This is a genomic window from Streptomyces sp. NBC_01477, from assembly GCF_036227245.1.
In the GTDB taxonomy this organism is placed as follows: domain Bacteria; phylum Actinomycetota; class Actinomycetes; order Streptomycetales; family Streptomycetaceae; genus Actinacidiphila.
In genome coordinates this window covers 8428240-8447172 of sequence record NZ_CP109445.1, presented here as the reverse complement: position 1 = coordinate 8447172, position 18933 = coordinate 8428240, and the positions used below count along the sequence as shown (strand labels likewise).

The following is an 18933-nucleotide window of genomic DNA, read 5'->3' as shown; positions in this document are numbered from 1 at the left end:
GGAACGGCTTCGGTGACTTCTGTCGGTCAGAACCGACCGTTGGGGCGGGTGGAGGGGCACCACAGGTTGAGCTGAACCGGATTTTGTAGCGGCCCTGAAGCCAGGCATGATCGCCTCGGCAGATGGGAGAACACAGGTCCGATGCCTGCACCACGGAAGTACCCCGACGAGCTGCGTGAGCGAGCCGTCCGCGAAGTTCAGACCTCCGGTCGTCCGGTGGCCCATGTCGCGAAGGACTTGGGCATCCACAAGGAGGCCCTGCGCGGATAGGTCCGCCAGGCCGAGGCCGACAAAGGTGACCGGCCGGACCTGCTCACCACTGCCGAGCGTGCCGAGCTGGGCCAACTCCGCAGGGAAATAGCCGAGTTGCGTCGGGCCAACGAGATCCTCAAGGCAGCCTCGGTGTTTTTCGCGAAGGAGCTCGACCAGCCCCGCACGAGGCCGACGTGGTGATCAACCACCTCCGCGACGACTTCGGGGTCGAGCCCGTATGCCGGGAACTGGACCTGTCGGTCTCGGCATACAACGCTCGCCGCCGGCGCCCGAAATCCGCCCGGCGACAGCGCGACGAACAGCTCATGGAGCACATCCACCGCATCCATGACGCGTCCGGCGAGACCTATGGAGCCCGGCGCATCCACCGCCAGCTGCGGCGCGAGGGCATCATCACGGCCCGCTGCACCATCGAGCGCCTCATGCGCGAGGACGGCCTGGAAGGCGTGATCCGCGGGCAGCGGCGCCGCACCACGGTTCCTGAACCCTCCGCACCCCGGCCACCCGATCTGGTCAACCGGCGCTTCACCGCAAGCCGGCCGAACCAGCTGTGGGTCGCCGACCTCACCTACATCCGCACCTGGTCCGGATGGGCATACGTGGCGTTCGTACTGGACGTGTACTCATGGATGATCGTCGGCTGGCAGCTCGCCACCCACATGCGCACCGATCTCCCACTGGACGCACTGGAGATGGCGCTCTGGCGGCGGGGAATCACGAAGGGCTCGGGTCTGATCCATCACAGCGATCGCGGCTCGCAAGGCGGATTCAACTGATCGTCGCAACACCTTGTGATCACGGAGGTGTTGGATGGTTCGTCGCCAGCAGGCAGCCGACCGGGCGCTGCGGCCGAAGCTGAGATCCCCGGGACATCCGAAGTATCAGCGTCCGGTCGAGACGGCGTTCTGGACGGAGATTGCCAAGGGACTTCTCGCTGAGGAGGCCGCCGCCGTCATCGGCGTGGCGCCGGCGGTGGCGACCCGCTGGTACCGCCAGTGTGGCGGGATGTGTCCGTTCGATGCGAAGCCACCCTCGGGCAGGTACCTGTCGTTTTCCGAGCGAGAGGAGATCGCGCTGCTCAGGGCCCAGGGCAAGGGAGTGCGCGAGATCGCCCGGAACGTCTGTCGTGATCCAGGCACCATCTCCCGCGAGCTGCGACGCAACGCGGCCACAAGAAGCGGGACGCTCGACTACCGGGCGTCGGTCGCGTAATGGAAAGCGGATATGGCGGCCAAGCGTCCGAAGACAGCGAAATTGGTCGACAATCCGAGGTTGCACGCCTACGTCCAGGAGAGGCTGTCCGGCCAGATCACCACATCGGGTGGCATGCCGATCGCGGGACCGGTGACGGGCTCGTGGACGGGGCGGAACAAGCCGCACCGCAAGGATCGCGCGTGGGTTCAGGCATGGAGCCCAGAGCAGATCGCGAATCGGATCAAGCTTGATTTCCCGGATGATGAATCCATGCGCATCAGTCACGAGGCGATCTACCAAGCCCTCTACATCCAGGGCCGCGGGGCGCTGAAACGCGAGCTCATCTTGTGCCTTCGGACCGGCCGCGCTCTGCGGGCGCCGCGGGCGCGTTCACGGCGCAAGACCTGGGCGCACGTCACGCCGGAGGCGTTGATCAGCGAAAGGCCCGCCGAGGCTGAGGACCGCGCTGTCCCCGGCCACTGGGAAGGGGACTTGATCATCGGGCTGGAGCGGTCGGCGATCGGCACCGTTGTCGAGCGGTCGACCCGGTTCACCATGCTGATTCATCTGCCCCGCGAAGAGGGATACGGAACGATCCCTCGAACGAAGAACGGCCCCGCACTGGCCGGCTACGGAGCGATCTCCATGAAGAAGGCACTCGCCAACACGATGTCGATGCTCCCCGAGCAGCTGACGCGGTCGCTGACATGGGACCGCGGCAAGGAAATGTCGGCGCACACGCAGTTCAGGGTCGAGACCGGTATCCCCGTGTTCTTCGCCGATCCGCACAGCCCGTGGCAGCGAGGCACGAATGAGAACACCAACGGACTCCTGCGCCAGTACTTCCCGAAGGGCACCGACCTCACACGCTGGTCCGCCGAAGAAATCGAAGCTGTCGCTCACGCGCTGAACACAAGACCCCGCAAGACACTTGGCTGGAGGACCCCGGCCGAGGCATTCAACGAGCAGCTACTCTTGCTCCAGCAAGCCGGTGTTGCAACGACCGGTTGAGTCCAGCCAATACGTGTCAATTCGCTACGGAGAACGGTTGTTGGAGGCCGGCGCGACCGCGTCCGTCGGCTCCGTCGCGGACAGCTACGACAACGCCATGGCCGAGGCCCTCAACGGCTCGTTCAAGGCCGAGCTGATCGAGTACCAAGGACCTTGGCGGGACGCTGACCAGGTCGAACGGGCTGTCGTCCAGTGGATCACCTGGTACAACACCGAGCGCCTGCACTCCGCACTCGACTACCTCCCACCCGAGGAATTCGAGACCCGGCACTACCGATCCCAGGCAGCAACGAACGCCGCCTGAGACCACTCAAACCGGCCGCTACGAAACTCGGGACAGCTCATTGCCGCCCACACCCAACTCCGCCTCGCCCGGCCCCTCGCCGAAGATCTCCGCCGCCCCTGGGAACGACCGGCGCAGCCCCGCCGACTCACCCCCGCACGCGTCCGCCGAGGGTTCCGCCACCTCCGCACGAAGACCACCCGCCCCGCAGCCGTGCCCCAAACCACCCGACCAGGCCCCGGACGCCCACCCGGGTCACAAAACCGCAGGCCAGCACCACACCACGAACCAGGGAAAACCATCAAACGCGTCGCAACCCTCACCGAACACGTCCGCCTGAAACAGCAACAGGGATAAACGCCAAGCTCAGTCGCTGACGCTGTCGGTGATCTTGAAAAGTCCCGCTCTCCGGTGCTCGACAGCCTCAGGACTCGTAGGGTTCCGGTCATGGTGACTGCGACTGTCCGATGGTGGAGCGAGGAAGAGGGGTGGGGGGTGCTCGATTCGCCCGAGACTCCCGGCGGCTGTTTCGGCCACTACTCCAACATCCAGATGACCGGCTTCCGCGCTTTGTCGCCCGGGCAGCAGGTAAACCTCACGTGGGAAGCCCCCGGCTTCAAACAAGACGGCTATGACTACCGAGCGGTGAGCATCGTGCCTCTGCCAGCCTGAGCTCCTGACCCGCCACCGTGAGAATGATCGGCTCAGCCTGCGGGGTGGGTGGCGGCGCGCCAGGACCGGGGCCGGGGGATGTGCTGCCAGTCGAGGAAGCCCTGGAGTGCGGTTGGGTTCCGGGGGCGGCGAGCGGGTGTCGGCGGCAGGTGGACGTCGATGCGTTCGAGGTTGACCGCGATGGCGGTCAGGATGTGCTGGACGTGGGCCTTGTCCTCGCTGCGGTAGCGGCACTGGCGCATGCCGTGGCCGTTGACGAACTCGCTGATCGTGCCCTCGATGGCGGCCCGCAGCGCGTAGCGCGAAAGCCATTCCTGGGTCTGCTGCTCGGCTCTGGACTCCGACTGGATGTCGTGGAGATCGCGGGGCAGGAAGGAGACCTTCCGGGCGTCGGCGCGGGTGCAGGCGGCCTTCACGGGGCACTGCCGGCAGTCGCCGGGGGCGAACTCAGCGTTGATGTAGGGCGCGAGGGAGGGCGGTGTCGACCACCGGCGGCTGACCTTGCCCTGTGGGCAGGTGACCTGCTGGGCGTCCCAGTCGATAGTGAACGCTTCACGGTGGAAGACGGTGCCCTTGCGGGACTGGCGGGTGCTTCTGGCCCGGATCGGTCCGACCAGGCCGACGCCGTGCTCGCGGGCGACCTGCTGCTTGAGCGCGACGGAGAGGTAGCCGCCGTCGACGAAGTGCTCCTTCGACAGCAGGTTCCGATCCTCCAGGTTGGTCAGGATGCCGGGCAGGGCCTTGGTGTCGTGGACGGGGGCCTTGGTGGTCGTGACGTCGGTGATCACGCTGGGGGTGTCCGTGTCGCAGGTCTCGGTGACGTGGGCGAGGAAGCCCTTCCATCGGGTCTCGCCACGGCGTGCGTAGCGGGCGCTAGTGTCGTAGGGCGAGACGATCGCCAGGGCCGAGGGCGGCAGGCCGGCATCCTCGGGCTCGCGCCACTTCGGCCGGTCCTGGGCGTCGAGGAAGTAGTTCTGCACGAAGATCTGGCGTAGGGCCTGGAGTTGCTCGCCGTCGCGGAGGGCGGGCAGGTAGCGGTGGACGTAGCGTAGGAGCAGGCGGGTGTCTTCGCCGGTCTGCTTGATCCGGGTCTTCGGCTTGGACGGGTTCTTGCCCAGCCGGGCGGCGCGGCCATAGCGCTTGCCCCAGTCCTCGGTGACCAGGGCGACCAGCTCGTGCGGTGCCCGGCGGGCAAGTTCCTCCAGGGCGGCGCGCATGGCCTCGGTGACCAGCTCCAGGCGGGTGAGGTCGCGGACCGCGGCCAGGACGTGGGTGGAGTCCGTGCGCTGTCGACCGCGTTCCCGGACCAGGCCGACGGCCCGGATCTTCTCCAGCGCCAGGTCGAGCAGCTTGTCGGCCCGGCCCTCCATGGCCAGGCGCTCGCGGAAGTCGGCCAGCACGCTGTGGTGGAAGCCGGGGTCCTCCAACTCCATGGCCAGGGCGTACTTGAAGTCGATGCGGTTGCGCACGGACTCAGCCGCCTGCCGGTCGGACAGCTCCAGCAGGAACTGCAAGACCGACACTGTCGCCAACTGAGCCGGTGACAGGCTCGGCCTGCCGTCCCGCGGGTACCACTCCTCAAAGTCCTCATCACTCCACAGGCCGTTGAGATGGTCACGGATGGCCATCGCCGTTGTGCCGTGGGGGTTGCACGCCCGCGCCACCCGAACGGTCAGTTCCGGGACCACACAGCCGGTACGGGAGCGGACACACATCTCGGACCTCCGAAATCGCGGGCGCCAACCGTCCCACCCGCACCGATCACCCAGTCCAAGAATCCCTACGCAGCCGACACGAACGAGTGAACGCCATCGACGCATTAGTCACCACAGCAACTCCAACACCAGAGAGCACGAACGATGCGTTCGCCCAACGGTCACCAGACCGCAGCCCCGTTCTCCCTCGTCTGCCGGCGTGTTCGCCGGGTCTCTGAACAGCGGAAACGGATCGCTCGCCCGGCGTCAGCCGCATGATCGAAAACTCCGGAAACCAAGATCCCCGACAGCGTCAGGCACTGAAGCCGAGCCCATACCCGCTGCCGGCTCCACACAGCGAAGCGCCGATAGACCCTCTGCCAGCACGGCCCGAACACCGGCGGAAGCTGCCGCCAGGTGCACCCCACCACTCCCGCCACGTCGCCAGCCGACCACCGGTCGGACGGCCAGGCCTGCCCCGGCCGGAGGGGCCTCGGGGCTGGGGAGGGATCCGGGGTGCTCCCGGGAACCCGATGATCCCCCGCCGTCTGTCACCACAGAGGGGAGAAGAGGGTTGTGACGAGCGACGGCACCTGCAAAAAGCGCCGCTGACCTGCGGAAAAAAGAGTGCATGCGGGTGTCCGGCACGTAAGTGGGTTCCGCAGTGGCAACCCAAGTGCCCATCCAAGTGAGCTGCAGGTCCCGATCCAGGGGTGGCCACTGCCGTGAAGGCCCTGCGCAGCCCGTCCGAATATCACACCAGTCACACCCGCCTCATTTTTTTCACTGTCACCGGGAAGCGCCGCCGGTTGTCACGGGCGGCCTATGGGCGGGGGCGCAACCGGCCCCCACTACCCGACCGAAGGAGACGGCCATGAGGCGCAGCCCCCCGACTGACCACCGGGTCGACCACCTGGCCCGGCTGGGCGGCAACCTGCTGGGCGGTCCGGCCGCACACGGCCGCCCCGCTCCGCCAACACCCCGCATCCGCGCGGCCCTGCTCGAGCTCCAGCACAGCCGCCCCCGCGCCCACCGGCGGCCCAACGCCCACCAGTAGCCAGGCCGGGCAGCGGAGTCCACCGCACCGCGATTGCCCCGTTCCCCGCCGTTATACGGATCTACCCGCCCTTGCGCACCGTTCCACGAAGCCCGCACGTGGGCAGCGGTCCAGGTTGCCCACCCGCTGGCCCGGGTCGCCGCCTTCCACCGTTCCACGGCTGTAACCTGCGGTAGCGATGTCCGTGGAACGCGGCCCAGGTGTGGGGGCACGGAACGCTCCACCGCAGAATCGAACGCGGAATCGAACTGGGTTGGAGGGGGGGGGAGCGACGACCGGGACCAGGCGCAGCCGGCTGCGGGACCTCGCCCGGCCCGCCAGCGTGCAGGGGGAGGTGGGCAGCAGCTGCGCAGGACCGCATGCCCAGCCCGGGTTGTCAGCCGCCGGCCGGGGCGTCGGCCGGCGGAGCGGGGTGGATCGGGCTGAGGACGTGGCCGGTGGCCGGGCACTGCCATACGGCGGCGCCGGAGACGACGCGGGGGTGCGCGCCGTTGTCGTGGGTGGGGCAGACCGGCCAGATCTCGGCGCGTACGTCGGCCAGGTGGGTCTGGAAGCCGTCGCCCGCCTGGACGGCGATGTCCTGCGTGTCGATGCCCTGGATCTCCTGGTTTCCGACCTGGACCGTGCCCATCGCTGCGGTGGGGGACGGCGGTTGGAGGACGACGGGCACGTCCAGGTCGTGGTGGCCGTCGGCCACGAAGGCGCCGCGGACGGCCGCGGTCACGGCCGTGGCGATGTGCGCGCGCCGGGCGAGGACGAGCGGGGCGAGGTGGTCGACCGGCAGATCGCCGTTCTCGCGGTGCACCGCGCGCAGCCAGGTCTGGGCGTCTTCGCCGGGGTCGTGCGGGCTGAAGTCGAGTTCGAGGCTGTCGGACAGCCGCTGCTGCCATTCCTGGTAGGCGAGGGTGCAGGAGTCCTCGAAGGGGTCCTTGGGTATTCCCATGGGGCCGTTTTCCTGTTCGTCTGCCGCACCGGAGCGGTGCGGACAATGTGCTGCGGTGAGTGCACGGGGTGGGGCGGGCAGGTGTCGCCGCCTGCCCGCCCCGCCTCTGATTGCCTACCGGTAGGTTCCGCCACCGGAGAAGACCTGTCCAATTGACCAGCGGTATTCCTCACCGTTCCACCAGGCGGTTCCTGCTGCGGAGACGGTTATCTGGTCGCCCGGGTCCACCCAGCAGGTCCAAAGGTAGCACTTGAACCAGCCGCGCCCGTGGGCTTTCTGGTTGTTGCTGTACCAGTACGCATGGAACCCGTAGTCGCCGAACTCCCCGTGGTTGTAGTTGCCGCTTTTGAACTCGTATCCGTTGTCGAAGAGGTACCACTTGAATCCGGGGTTGATGAAGGCACGGGCCCAATCACCGCGGAAATGGAAGTCGAAGTTCAGGGCGCAACGGTGTTTCTCGTTGCAGATTCTGCGGAGCCTGACGCAGGACTGCCTGACGCACTGGACCTGGACGCGCTCTTTGAGTGAGGTGCCGGCGATGTCGCTCAGATTCAGCGGGTTGGCGCACACGTAGTCGTAGGAACTGCAGCTTCCGTCGGCGACCGGGTCCGGTTGGTCGAACCTTCCGGTGTGGGGGTTGAACACGCGGGCGCCCATGAGGACCTGGCCCCCGAGCGCCGCCGCCGAGCGCTGGGCGCCGCCGAGCCATCCGTACGTGCCCGGAGCACCGGTTTCCGGTGCGCCGAACTCGTCGTACACGGAGGTGGAGGTGACGGTGCTGGTCCCGGGGTCGACTGTGGCCATGGTGTCGCCGTGCAGGTTCACCAGGTCCAGGACGACTCCTGCGGCGGTGATGCTGGCGGCTAGTTGATCGTCCGGGCCGTGGACGAAGCGGGACCGCGCTCCTGTGGAGTCCGAGGTCCAGGAGGGGCTGTCGGAGTCGTCGCTGTAGTGGTTGGTGACGACTGCGCCTGCGGTGCTGGTGGAGGTGGCCGGCCGGTTCTCCAGCGGGTCGAGCTGCCAGCTGGTCGTCGTCCCGTTCTGGGTCTGGCTGGCGATCTGCCCGTTGGCGTAGTAGGAGGCCAGCAGGTCGCCGCTGCCGCCCGCGTCGGCGGAGGGGGTGGTGGTGATGTCGCCCCGAGTGTCGTAGGCATAGCCGGGTCCGGTGAGGCGGTCGGCGGCGTCGTAGGTGTAGGTCTGGGGAGTCTGTCCGGTCTGGCAGCCGCCGTCCGCAGCTGGTGCCCCGATGGTCCTGGACAGGCGGTTGGAGTCGGGGTCGTAGGTGTAGCCGCGGGTCGTGCACTGGTCGCCGATGGTGTCGGTGACGGAGGTGAGGCGGTCGGCGGCGTCGTACTGGTAGGTGCGGTTCGCGCCGGGTTCGGTCCGCGTGCTCCACTGGCCGACAGCGTCCACGGTGATGCTGTCGGTCAGCGATGCGGGCCAGTTCGGGTTGGTGTAGGAGACGGAGGTCGTGGCGCCGGTGGGATCATTGACGCGGGAGACTGTTGTTCCGCCCGGGTAGCTGCCGCCGGTGGGGCTGCTGTCGGGGTCATAGGTGGCGGTGAAGGTGCCGGCCCGTGAATCGGTTTCCGAGGTCAGGTTGCCGCTGTGGTCGGTGGCCGTGCCGTAGGTGAAGGTCGTGGTTCCTTGTGAGTCGGACTGGCTGACGAGCCGGTCGGCCAGGTCGTATGCAGAGTGCGTGACCTCGCCGGAGGCGTCGGTGTAGCTGAGCACGTTGCCGAAGTCGTCGTAGGTGGTGTGGAGGTCGGCGGTCACGGCTCCGTTGTTGCCGACGTTCTGTGTGTCGCTGGGGGCACCGGTTTCGGCAGCGTAGAGGGTCTTGGTGGCAGGGACGTCCGCGCCCATGCCGGTGCCGCTGGCCGTTATGGCCTGTCCGGTGCGGCGGCCGGCGGTGTCATAGGCCGTGGTGGAGGTGCGTACGGCCGTGCTGCCGTCTGCGGCAGTGAAGGTCTGAGAAACGGTGACGGGCTGCAGATAGGTGTTGTAGGTGGTGCGAGTGACGGGCAGCGCAGCGAGTCCGGCGGTGCCGGGCTGGGCGGCGGGTCCGGTCGTGCAGACCAGGTCCGCCCAGTCCGGGTGATTGCCGCAGTCGGTGTCGGCGCTGTTGCTGCCTGCTGTGTAGTAGACCGTCCTGGTGGTGCCGGCTCCTGTGCCGCCGGTGTCGCTGGGCCGGCTTGAGGTGATCTGGAGCGGTTCACCCGCGTAGCGGCCCGGATCCTCGTTGAAGGTGCTCGTCTCGGTGATGTTCAGGTGCCCGGTGCCGGGGTCGGTCACGGTCTGCAGGGGGGTGTAGAGGCTCCAGCCGAGGTTGTCGCCGCCCGCGTTGTAGCGGTAGCGCGTGGTGTGGGTGTCGAGGTCGTCGCCGCTGCCGGGTACGTCAGTGCCGGGACTGGCGCCGACGGTCTCGGTGGTCACCAGGTTGTAGGGGTTGCCGTTGGCGTCGAGGTCGTTGTTCGGCGCGCTCTCGTCGTAGACGTCATGGGTGTGGGTACGGATCGTCTGTACCGAACCGGCGACTACGGCCTGGTGTGACGGCCCGTAAGTGTCCAGCAGCCGGGTGCCGTCGCTGTTGTACAGGTGCCGGGTGTCCAGTTGGGCTGCGATGGCGGCCGAGGCGCTGCCGGTGGCGAGCGCCGCCGCGCGGTTTGCGGCGGTGAGATCGCGGACGGTGTTCCCCTCCGCGTCGTACTCGGTGGTGGTGATGTTCCAACCGCCGTTGTAGTCGGCAGTGTTCACCTCCCGACCGTCGGTGTCGTAGTAGTGGACCTGGGCGTATGTCCAGTCGGTCGGCGGGTTCGCGGAGGGCGCGTGGTCCGGTGGGAACACCGCGACGGCCGAGACTGGCGCGTCGTTCTGGCCCCATCCGGCCTGGACTGTTGCTGCGTCCATGTCGGCCGGGCCGCCGCCTGCGACGGTGAGGGGGACGGAATAGGCGACGACGGTCTTGGCGGCGGCCCCGCCGTTGCCGGCGTCATGGGTGCGGGAGGCCGAGGCGAGCTTGCCGTAGTCCGCGCTGGTCTGGGTGTCGTTGTAGGCGAGGTTCCAGGCGGCGGCGGAGCCAGCCGCGGACTGCGCCGGGGTGATCCGGGTCAGGCGTCCGTAATCGGCGTCACCGCTGGTCTCGTCGTAGGTGTAGCTGTTCTTCAGCGCCGGGCTGATGCGCGGGTCCCATTCGGTGGACAGCCGGCCGGAGGCGTCGTAGGTGTACTGCGCCACGGGGGTCCTGGTCAGTGTCGTCCCGTCGGAGGCGAGAAATTCCACTTCACCGATGTTGCCCGTCGTGCCGTCGTAGTCGAACTGAAGTCCCCGGCAGCCGGCTGACCAGCTGCTGCTGGTGGCGGGGAACGGGCAGGCGGTGGTGGACGGCTGGGTGCTGGCAGCGTCGGGGGCGACCATCAGCATGAGTTTGCCCCGGGTGGGGCCGGACGCCGGGTCGTAGAGGTAACCGGTGGCGGACTCACTGCCGGGCTGGGTGACCGCGCTGGGCAGGTATCGCGTGGCGCTCTGCCCCGGCGGGGCGGCGAACACGATGCGGACGCCGCCGTCGACCAGGGTGAAACCGGAGGAGCCCTTGGCCAGGGTCAGTCCGCTGGCGGCGGCGGGGCCTTGTCCGCTGTAGGGGGTGACGCCGCCTGCGGCGGAGCCTGCCGTGAACGTCAGTTGGGAGCCGTCCTGGCCCGTCAGCGTGGCGTAGCTGCCGTTGTCGGTGACGAATGCCCACGCCTCGCCGGTACCGGTGACCGGTCGGGACGCGGTCCAGCCGGGGCCGAATCCCGTGTTGTCGGTGGGCTTGAGGGAATTGAACGTGCGCGCGACGGACAGACCGCTGCCGTAGGCGGCGATGTTCACATCCGAGGCGGTGACCGAGGCGTTGCCGGACTGGAGACCGATGACGACCGGTCCGGCCTGTGCGGTGCCGAAGTCGACACCGGTACCCAGCCGGTCGAGTGTCACGTTCACCGGGGGGCTGGTGACGGCGTTGTTGCCGGCGGCGTCGGTGAAGACCGCCTCGATCTGCAGCAGTCCGTCGTCGTTGAGGGTGTGCGTCGCGCTCCAGGTCAGCGCGGGTGACCGCACGCCCCCGGTGACGGTGCTCACCGAGGCCGGCCACGTGACCGCGGCACTGCCGTTCTTCACGTCGGCTGCAGGGATGGCGGTGAAGGTGCCGTTGGCGCCCTTGCGGTACTGGAAGGTGACCTTTGCCGGGCCCGAGGGAGCGGTGGCCTGGAGCGTGAAGGCAGTGGACGAGGTGTCCTGGTCGTGCGGGGAGCTCACGGCCGCCGAGCCCACGCCGAAGGAGTACGTCGTCGCGGTGGAGGAGACGTTGCCGGCCACGTCGACGGACTTGGCGTACAGGGTGTGCCAGCCTGCGGCGGGCTTGATCGTGACGGTCAGGGGGTCGCCGCCGGTGCCGTCGGTGGTGTCGTTGACGCTGTTCGGCGTCGCCGGGTTGTCCAGCCCCCACCTGTAGGTGCCGACGTCCGTGCTGGCCGTGTCCAGTGTGCACGTGCTGCTGGCGGCCTGGGCCGTCCAGACACCCGACGGGTAGGCCGTGCAGGTGATCGCTGGTGCGTCGGGCAGCCCGGTGTTGGTGGCGAACGCGGTGTAGGAGGACCAGGAGCCGTAGTCGGTGCCGTCGTAGCCGCGTACCCGCATCCGCAGGTGCACGCCGTTCGGCAGTGCGTTGCCCGAGGGCACGGTGTACTTCGCCGTGCTGCCCGAACTGACTGAGGCGGAGGTGCCGGTGTAGGAGTAAGCAGTGTCCGCGTACGCCGGATCGGCAGTGATCTCGAACTGGCCCTGCACCGAGCCGCCGTCGGCATCGGTCACCGTGGCTTGCAACGACGGGGTCAGCGACGAGACGTACCGCGTGTGGTCATAGGAGTCGGCCGCCGACGGCGTGACCGAGACCGCGCTCGGCAGTGCCGGGTAGGAGTTGTAGTTCACCACCAGCTTCGGGGCGTACCCGGCTGTGGAGTAGTTCGCCGAGCGGAAGCGGCGCCACGTGGTCGGGTCGGTCTCGTCCGCACTGCGGATCTGGATTCCGTCGTTCGGCGCTCCGTTGGCCCAGTCCTGCACCATCCCGGTCAGGGTCCAGTTCGACCAGTTCGCCGGGCAGGAGGAGTCGTAGCCCCAGTGCCCGGTGTTGGTGAACATGTTGGTCGTCGTGGTCGACGGCTGCGCGCCCCAGGTGATCGTCGAGGTGTCCAGGGGCGAGGTCACCCGGCGCGCCTGGGTGCCCGGGCCGGTGGTGGCGCAGGTGGAGGAGTAGTACGAGTACAGCGACATCGTCGCGCTCGTGACGTGCTTGCCCGTGAATGGCGCGGCATTGAATTTCACATACGATCGCGCCACATCGGTGCCGGTGTCATAGGTCCCCGACTTCAGCTCCTGGGAACCCTGCTGCGAGTCCGGGTAGTCCGGCGTCTGCACCCACGTATCGGTGGTGACCGCCAGCGTCGAGGAGGGGTCGATCGTCACCGGATAGACCAGGTCCTGTGCGAAGAACGCCGGATCCGGCGTCAGCACCAGCGTGGTCGAGTCGTCGCTCCCGGTCTCGATACTGGTGGTGACCTCCTGCTGGTGCACCGGCTCACCGGAGACCGGATCCTTTGAGGAGTCCCACATGTGCGGGGCCGGGGCTTCCGCCACCAGCTTGCCCGCCGTGTCCTTCAGCAGCAGATGACCAGTACCGGAGGCCTTCGACAGGCTCAGCCCCTTGAGCGTCAGCGGAATCCGGTACGACACCGGCCCCGCAGGCGCCGAGGCCAGAACCACCGACTGCTCGAAGCCCTGCGCGAGCGCCTGCACTGTCAGCGCCGCACCCCCGCCCAGGTCGTACGTGGCGGTGTTCGCGTCGATCTTCGGGGCCGGCAGCGTGGAAGACCACCGCAGCCCGAACGTCTTCGACCCGTCCGTCACGGACGCCAGGTCCCTGTCACCGCCGTCGGAGGCGGCCACGTCCGCAGCAGCCTCCTGCGGCTTCAGTTCCGACCCCCTGTCGGTCAGATCGGTGTCGATGTCCTTCCACGACCCGTCGCTCTGCCTGACACGGACCGGGCCCGCATACGCCTCCGTCGTCGTCGACCCATCGGGCTCCACGAACGTCGAGGAGTCCGGCGTGCGCCGCGACAGCACCTCGATCCGCCGCCCCTGGGACTGCGCCTGCAGCCGCGCAGTTGCCTCGTCCTGCGCCTGCGCCGCCCCGGACGGGGGTGCCTGGGCAGGTGCCTGGGCCACCGCCTGGTGCTCCGGAGCGACAGCAACGGCCGATCCGGCCTCGCCCACCACTGTGGCCGCCGACACCGCCATCACCAGGACCGCAGCTCCGGACACCCGCCGCAACCACCGCGGCGACCACCTCAACCGGTCACCAGGCGCACGGCGCCTGGCATCCCCCCACCATCCGACCACGAACAACTCCCTTGGCAACCATGGGTAGTTGAGCCTTGAATGACTCGAAACCAAGGAATCTTCCCACGAGCAGCACGGCGGCGGAAGCCGGATAAATACCTAGGTAAAGTTCATTCCATGAAAGGGAATTTCAAAAGCAATGCTTGCCAAGCATTGGTCAAGTTCAATTGATATGACATGTCATAGCTAATGCGATGCCGGTGTATAGCAAATGCGACATGGCGGATCCGAAGCACGCCGTGGTCGTGATGAACACCACATGTCGAGGCCCAGTGACATCACGCGGCCTGACCTGTGAAACCGCCTCTACCGGTGCTGGAGCGGCCGGTAGGAGCATTGGCGGTGGTCACGGAAGGTGCCCGGCAGTAGCCGCGTCGAAGCGGCGGTGACGCCGGTGGACCACCGGCCCGGCCGGTCAGCCGGGGCACAGGACCTCGTCGCGCAGAACGCGCAGCAAGGTCAGGGCGTCGGGGTCGTCGGGGGCGGTGAACGCGAGGACCGCCCCCAGAACCGAGATCCCGATCCGCTTGGCCGTGGCCAGGTCGTCGTCGGCCAGGACAGGCCGGCCGTCGTGCAGAACCAGTACGACGGGTTGCCGCGCTCGGCTCTGCCCGCCAGTGGCGGGCATTCAGCCAGCAGGCTGCGCAGGGCGCGGCGTGTGCAGTCGGTGCCCTCCTCGTGCTCCAGCGGCAGTCCGCGCAGCTACTCCGGGGCCGCCTCCGGCCGCAGTGAGGGGTGGAGGCTGCCGTCATAGGGGGCGATGGTTCGTCAGGGGATGGTCAGGCGGAACAGGCAGGACCCGGCTCCGGTGTCCGCGCTGAGGCGGACGGTGAAACGCCGGGGCGGGGCCCGGCGGTGATCGGGGCGGCCGGCACCATGCCGTGTTCGTCGGTAGGGACCTTGCAGGCCGGGCGCTCGCTGGTGACGACGCGTCAGCGGGACGCGGCGGTGACCGCGCAGGCCGCCGCCGGATCGACGTCGGGCTGCTCGCTTCCGCCGAGGCCGTGCGGCATCAGGCCGGTGGCCGGCCGCTCGACCGGTGAGGGGCCCGCGCGGGACACCCTTTCAACGCCCGGACGTGCGAGGAGTCGACCACGGCTCTCGCCCGGTCCAGCTCGCTGCGGCGTTCAGCTCGGCGGCGAGCACCACCTCGTGCGGATGCCGCCGCACACCGGCCTCGTTGCCGTCCCACAGCCGCCGCCAGCACGTCATCCCGGATCCGAACCCGGTTTCCTGCGGCAGATGCTCCCACCGGACAACGGTGTGCAGCACGAGCAGAATCCCGCACGGCACCTCGCGGTCCGGCACCGGCCGGCGACCCGGATACCGAGATCGCCGTTGGCCTGCCGGTACCCGGCGGAATTCTCAAGCCGCAGAATGAAATCTACGAGAGTATCAGCCGCAGGACGTCGGCGCTTTCCCCGCGGCATTGGTCTTGAGATAGAGCCCGACGAGTGACACAGCCCCTGACGGGTAGGACGAAAAATCGAACTCGACGCCACTACCGAAAGCGTAGACGTAGTCCTGACCGTTGGTGTCAGTGTAATAAATACAACCGGTATTGTTGCCAGTGGTGATGTCCGACGTCCAGAATCCCGAAGTCGACAGATCATCGAATCCAGTATTCGTATAGCAAATCAGGCCGTGGTAGGTCGTGTACTGGTGGACGAAGCTACTCGAGGAACAACCGGTTGACCCCGTGGCGGGCCGGACAGTGGCGGCGGCCGTACTTGCACCTACGAGAACCAGTGCTCCCGCGGCGATGACCGCAAGGGCGTGGCGGATCCTCAACGAGCTACCCCTCTCCTGGGGCGCGTGGCGCGCCTACGTGTTCCCACAGTATTGAGAGTGTTCAAGAGGAACAAGAGGGCCTCTGGTTCGGAGGTACCTGCGAGCCGTCATCTCCCATGGCAAGCGGGTCATCTGCTTGTTGCCCACGTGCCGGTGATTGCGGAGGTGAGCCAGGGGCGATATCACGCGCGCCAGCTCCCGACGGTGAGAACGGGCAACGCTGCTCGTTCAGGGAGATGCAGCGTTGGGCGAATGTCGGACTGTTTGAGGTCGCGGGCGTTCTTCTTCCCCCGGCGGTCCCGCAGGACGTTGTCTTTGAACCATTCGAGCGCGAGCCGCACCTGCATGATCCCGACCCTCTGCGGCCTCGACGCCGCTCGCCTCCGTTCCCCTCTTCCGCACACGCCGCCGGGCGCCCCCCGCTGTCCGTCTCAGCTCAGCACACACCAGGCTTCCGTCCCCCGAACAACCACATTTGTCGGTGGCTCGTTCCGGGGGAGGGAACATGCGGAGTTCCGGACAGCAGGGCCCCAGATGTCGGGCCACGTGCGCAGAGCATCGGGGACCGCCCGGCCTTACGTCGCGTGCTCACGCGAGCAGGGCATCCACGATGAGCGGCGCCCCTTCCCTGCACCTCGAATACCGGGAAGGGGTGCCGCAGTGGGCCGGCTCCTAGAAGTCCAGCTCGATGTAGTCGATGTCGGTGAACTCCACCGCGAGGCCTTGGGCACGGCGGCCGCGGTCCTTGAAGTAGATCTCCTGGAGGCCTTCGGCCGCGATGGCCTGGAGCTGCTGCTCGGTGGCGCCGGCGGCCTGGGCGTCGAACAGCCTCGCGGCGTAGGCGGGAGGCAGGTGCTGGGTGATCCGGCGGATCCGGCCGTCGTCCGTCGATCCGGGCGCGGCGGTGAACCCGAACCGGGCGCGGGTCTCGATGACGATGCCGCCCGAGGCCGCTGCCTTCTTCCTGGCGCGCTGCTGGACGCGGGGCTGCCAGTCGCGGCGGACCTCGCGCTCCAGGCGGGCCGCCAGCTCGGCGCGGGGGCGGCGGAGAGTGCCCTTGAGGTAGCGCTCCACCGTGCGCTGGGTGACCTGGAGGCGGGCCGCCAGAGTGCGCGTGGAGCCCTTCTCCGTCTTGAGCAGGAACCGCATCTGCGCCTGCGCGGACTTCGGGATCGGTCGGGTCGCGGTGCCTGCGGCCGCCCGGGCCAGTGCGTCTTCGATCTCGCCCACGGCTACTCCCCTTCATCCGCGGCGTCGGTGCCGTCGCCCTTGATGTGCCGGGCCGGGTTGTGCTGCTGCTCCAGGAGCTCCACCGCCCAGAACAGGGGCTGCGTGCCCTCGTGTTTGACCATGCCGGGCGAGACGCCGAGCCGGAACGTGCCCGGCGCCGGCTTCCCAGCCGCGTCGTAGGGCAGGACGTCCAGCGGGGACGGCCCCGGCGAGGGGTAGACCGCGCAGTCCGACAGCAGCGCGATCGGCAGCAGCGCGTCCTCGCCGAACACCACGGCGCCGGTCGGCGCGGGGCCGGCCTGCGTGGCGAGCGCGGTCTTCACCAGCTTCCTGTGCATGTTGACCCGGGCCGCCGAGATGACCGCCGCCCGGATGTCGGGGCGCCACGTGGGGCGTTCCAGGGCCGGCCACCGCTCGCCGGGCCGGTACTTGGTGCCCTGCGGCCGCTCGCGCAACTTGCCGATACCGCCCTTGACCGTGGACTTGACCGCGGACAGCACCATCGCCATGCCCGGATCGCCGGCCTTGTGGGTCTCCATCGCGGCCAGGAACGCCGCCGGGGACAGGTCGGCGGTGATGCCGAGGTCGGCCATCGTCGCCTTGTACGCCTCCGCCAGGTGCTTGTACCAGGGGTCCAGATACGGCCCGGTCTCGCGCCGGATGTACGCCTCGATCGGGCGGAGCTCCACGGGCAGCCCGAACTGCCCGATCAGCTCCTGCGCGTAGGCGACGGTCGGGGTGGCGTACCAGGCCGGGCCGGTCGGGCGCCCGCCGTGCGGCGTGAACGGAGACGGCAGTCGGGGGTCGACCTCGACACCGGACAGGTCCACCAGCCACGAGCCCGGGGCGGTCGTGTCGAACTGCGGCGTCTTGACGTACTCGGGTCCGGACAGGCCGACCACCAGCCTGTTCGCGGCCGCGAGGAACGCGGTGTTCACGTCGATGCCGACCGCGAACTGGCGGGAGCACTCGGCGTCGGTGAGCAGCTCGGTGGACCGGATCCAGTCGAACGCCTCCTCATCGAGCACTTCGGCCGGGGTGCGCTCGTGCGTGCGCGGGAAGAGTGCAGTGACGACGGGGTGTTCGTCGGGGGCCTCCGGCGGCGCCGGGTCGACCGCCACGGTGAGCGAGCCGGGCACCGCCCCGGACACCCACGTGCCCGTCCCCTCGTCCCGAACAGCGCGGGTCGGCGGCCGCAGCGCCGTCATCAGCTCCAGGCCCGCGACCGCGGTGGAGCCGCGGGGGGTCAGCACCCGCGAGGCGTAGGCGGTCAGCACCCGCGCGAGCTCCGCCGGCGGCAGCTGGTCCGCCTCGCCCCATGCCCGGGAGTCCAGCGCGCCCCACGGCAGCACAGCGAGCTGTACGCATTGCCGTTCGCTGCCCTTGGCCGGCCGGTAGACCCGGGCCCACGGCCCGAACCCGCGCCGGGTCAGCTGCCACTTCGCCCGTGCGATCTGCTTCACGACCTTGTGGTCCTCCGGCAGCCGCATGGAGCGCCGGTCCTCCAGACGCTCCGGCAGCCCGAGCCGGTCGACCGCCGCGGCGGTGAGCACGATCAGCGGGTCGGAGTCCTTGCCCGACCGGTGCAGCCGGCCCGCACCGAGCCTCGCCTCCGCCAGCGTCCACGCCACCAAATCCGGCACCGTGGCGGCCGGGCACTCCAACACCAGCCCGCCCGCGCCGTACAGCGACCCGTCGCCGTCCAGCACACCCAGCGGCCCGTGTGCGAACCGCGGATCCACCGCGGGCGGGGCGGGGGCGGGCTTCGGGGCCGCGTTCCTCGCCGCCGGACGGCGCGACATCGACGCGGGCCTGGTCGCGGTCGTCGAACGCGAATCGGGAGCCGAGGTGGTGGAACGGGGCGTGGTGTTCTCGTCATTCGTCATGGCCGGAGCGTCGGCCGCGGGGTCTGTGGACAGCGGCTGTGCTTCCCCCGGCTGCTGCGTGTCGGCCTGCCGCGAGGGGAAGCGCTGTGCGAGGCCTTCCAGCAGCCGGACGTACGCGGCGCGCTGCGGCGGACGCGGCTCGGTCTTCCCGCCCTCCCAGTTCCCGACCGCCTCGCGGCGCGTGCCGAGCGCGGTGGCGATCTGGGTCTGGCTCAGGCCTGCGGCCTCCCGCAGCCGCTTGCGTTCGGCAGGGGGCGGCAGGTCATCGGTCGGGACCTGCTCCAACAGCGCGTCGATGGCACTGAACAGCGGATTCTCAGTGGGCACAGAGCTCACCTCCATGGCAGACGATAGCATGGATCGCATGTCCAATCGCTCTCCGATCGCGCAACGACACTCGCTCGTGATGAAGCTTTTCGGCCCTCATGTGGTGCATTCGGGACACTGCTGCGGATGTTGGCAGG

12 protein-coding genes and 3 pseudogenes are annotated in these 18933 nt (G+C 68.7%); 7 read left to right on the top strand and 8 right to left on the bottom strand.

Features of this window, described 5'->3' with window-relative positions; genetic code table 11:
- Positions 1-141 precede the first annotated feature (141 nt).
- The 6 genes and pseudogenes from OHA86_RS36215 (at position 142) to OHA86_RS35805 (ending at position 3433) form a co-directional block, all read left to right on the top strand.
- On the top strand, positions 142-270 hold the full coding sequence (locus OHA86_RS36215) for a transposase (protein ID WP_443071592.1): 129 nt from the start codon (positions 142-144) through the stop codon (positions 268-270).
- Between the two features lie 176 nt (positions 271-446).
- Positions 447-1049, top strand: a complete 603-nt coding sequence (locus OHA86_RS35825; RefSeq protein WP_329171306.1) for an IS3 family transposase — start codon at positions 447-449, stop codon at positions 1047-1049.
- A 34-nt stretch (positions 1050-1083) separates the two neighbouring features.
- A pseudogene (locus OHA86_RS35820) lies at positions 1084-2478 on the top strand (IS30 family transposase).
- Between the two features lie 37 nt (positions 2479-2515).
- Positions 2516-2782 (top strand): integrase core domain-containing protein, encoded by a 267-nt coding sequence (locus tag OHA86_RS35815; protein ID WP_329171308.1) that lies wholly within the window; start codon positions 2516-2518, stop codon positions 2780-2782.
- 36 nt (positions 2783-2818) lie between these two features.
- A pseudogene (locus tag OHA86_RS35810) lies at positions 2819-3118 on the top strand (NF041680 family putative transposase); the annotation flags it as partial.
- 90 nt (positions 3119-3208) lie between these two features.
- Positions 3209-3433: a cold-shock protein gene (locus tag OHA86_RS35805; RefSeq protein WP_329182120.1), complete on the top strand. Its 225-nt coding sequence runs from the start codon at positions 3209-3211 to the stop codon at positions 3431-3433.
- A gap of 32 nt (positions 3434-3465) precedes the next feature.
- Here the strand turns inward: OHA86_RS35805 and OHA86_RS35800 are convergent, their stop codons facing one another.
- Positions 3466-5148 carry an IS1182 family transposase gene (locus OHA86_RS35800; RefSeq protein ID WP_329182118.1) on the bottom strand — a complete coding sequence of 561 codons (1683 nt, stop codon included), beginning with the start codon at positions 5146-5148 and terminating at the stop codon, positions 3466-3468.
- 853 nt (positions 5149-6001) lie between these two features.
- Here OHA86_RS35800 and OHA86_RS35795 point away from each other — a divergent pair.
- Positions 6002-6184 (top strand): hypothetical protein, encoded by a 183-nt coding sequence (locus tag OHA86_RS35795; RefSeq protein WP_329182116.1) that lies wholly within the window; start codon positions 6002-6004, stop codon positions 6182-6184.
- 376 nt (positions 6185-6560) lie between these two features.
- On the opposite strand, the gene OHA86_RS35790 is transcribed toward OHA86_RS35795, so the two are convergent.
- The 7 genes and pseudogenes from OHA86_RS35790 to tap all read right to left on the bottom strand — a co-directional run bounded on the left by OHA86_RS35790 (position 6561) and on the right by tap (position 18811).
- The gene (locus OHA86_RS35790; protein WP_329182114.1) at positions 6561-7127 is read right to left on the bottom strand and encodes a hypothetical protein; all 567 of its coding nucleotides are present in this window, start codon (positions 7125-7127) and stop codon (positions 6561-6563) included.
- 114 nt (positions 7128-7241) lie between these two features.
- Entirely contained in the window at positions 7242-13484 is a 6243-nt protein-coding gene (locus OHA86_RS35785) for a DNRLRE domain-containing protein (protein WP_329182112.1), read from the bottom strand.
- A gap of 493 nt (positions 13485-13977) precedes the next feature.
- The gene (locus OHA86_RS35780; RefSeq protein ID WP_329182110.1) at positions 13978-14190 is read right to left on the bottom strand and encodes a hypothetical protein; all 213 of its coding nucleotides are present in this window, start codon (positions 14188-14190) and stop codon (positions 13978-13980) included.
- 376 nt (positions 14191-14566) lie between these two features.
- Positions 14567-14915 (bottom strand): annotated as a pseudogene (locus tag OHA86_RS35775) (transposase); the annotation flags it as partial.
- Positions 14916-15535: 620 nt separating this feature from the next.
- Positions 15536-15700, bottom strand: a complete 165-nt coding sequence (locus tag OHA86_RS35770; protein WP_329182108.1) for a hypothetical protein — start codon at positions 15698-15700, stop codon at positions 15536-15538.
- Positions 15701-16025: 325 nt separating this feature from the next.
- Positions 16026-16583, bottom strand: a complete 558-nt coding sequence (gene tpg, locus OHA86_RS35765; protein ID WP_329182106.1) for a telomere-protecting terminal protein Tpg — start codon at positions 16581-16583, stop codon at positions 16026-16028.
- Positions 16584-16585: 2 nt separating this feature from the next.
- Positions 16586-18811 (bottom strand): telomere-associated protein Tap, encoded by a 2226-nt coding sequence (tap, locus tag OHA86_RS35760; protein WP_443071951.1) that lies wholly within the window; start codon positions 18809-18811, stop codon positions 16586-16588.
- Positions 18812-18933 lie beyond the last annotated feature (122 nt).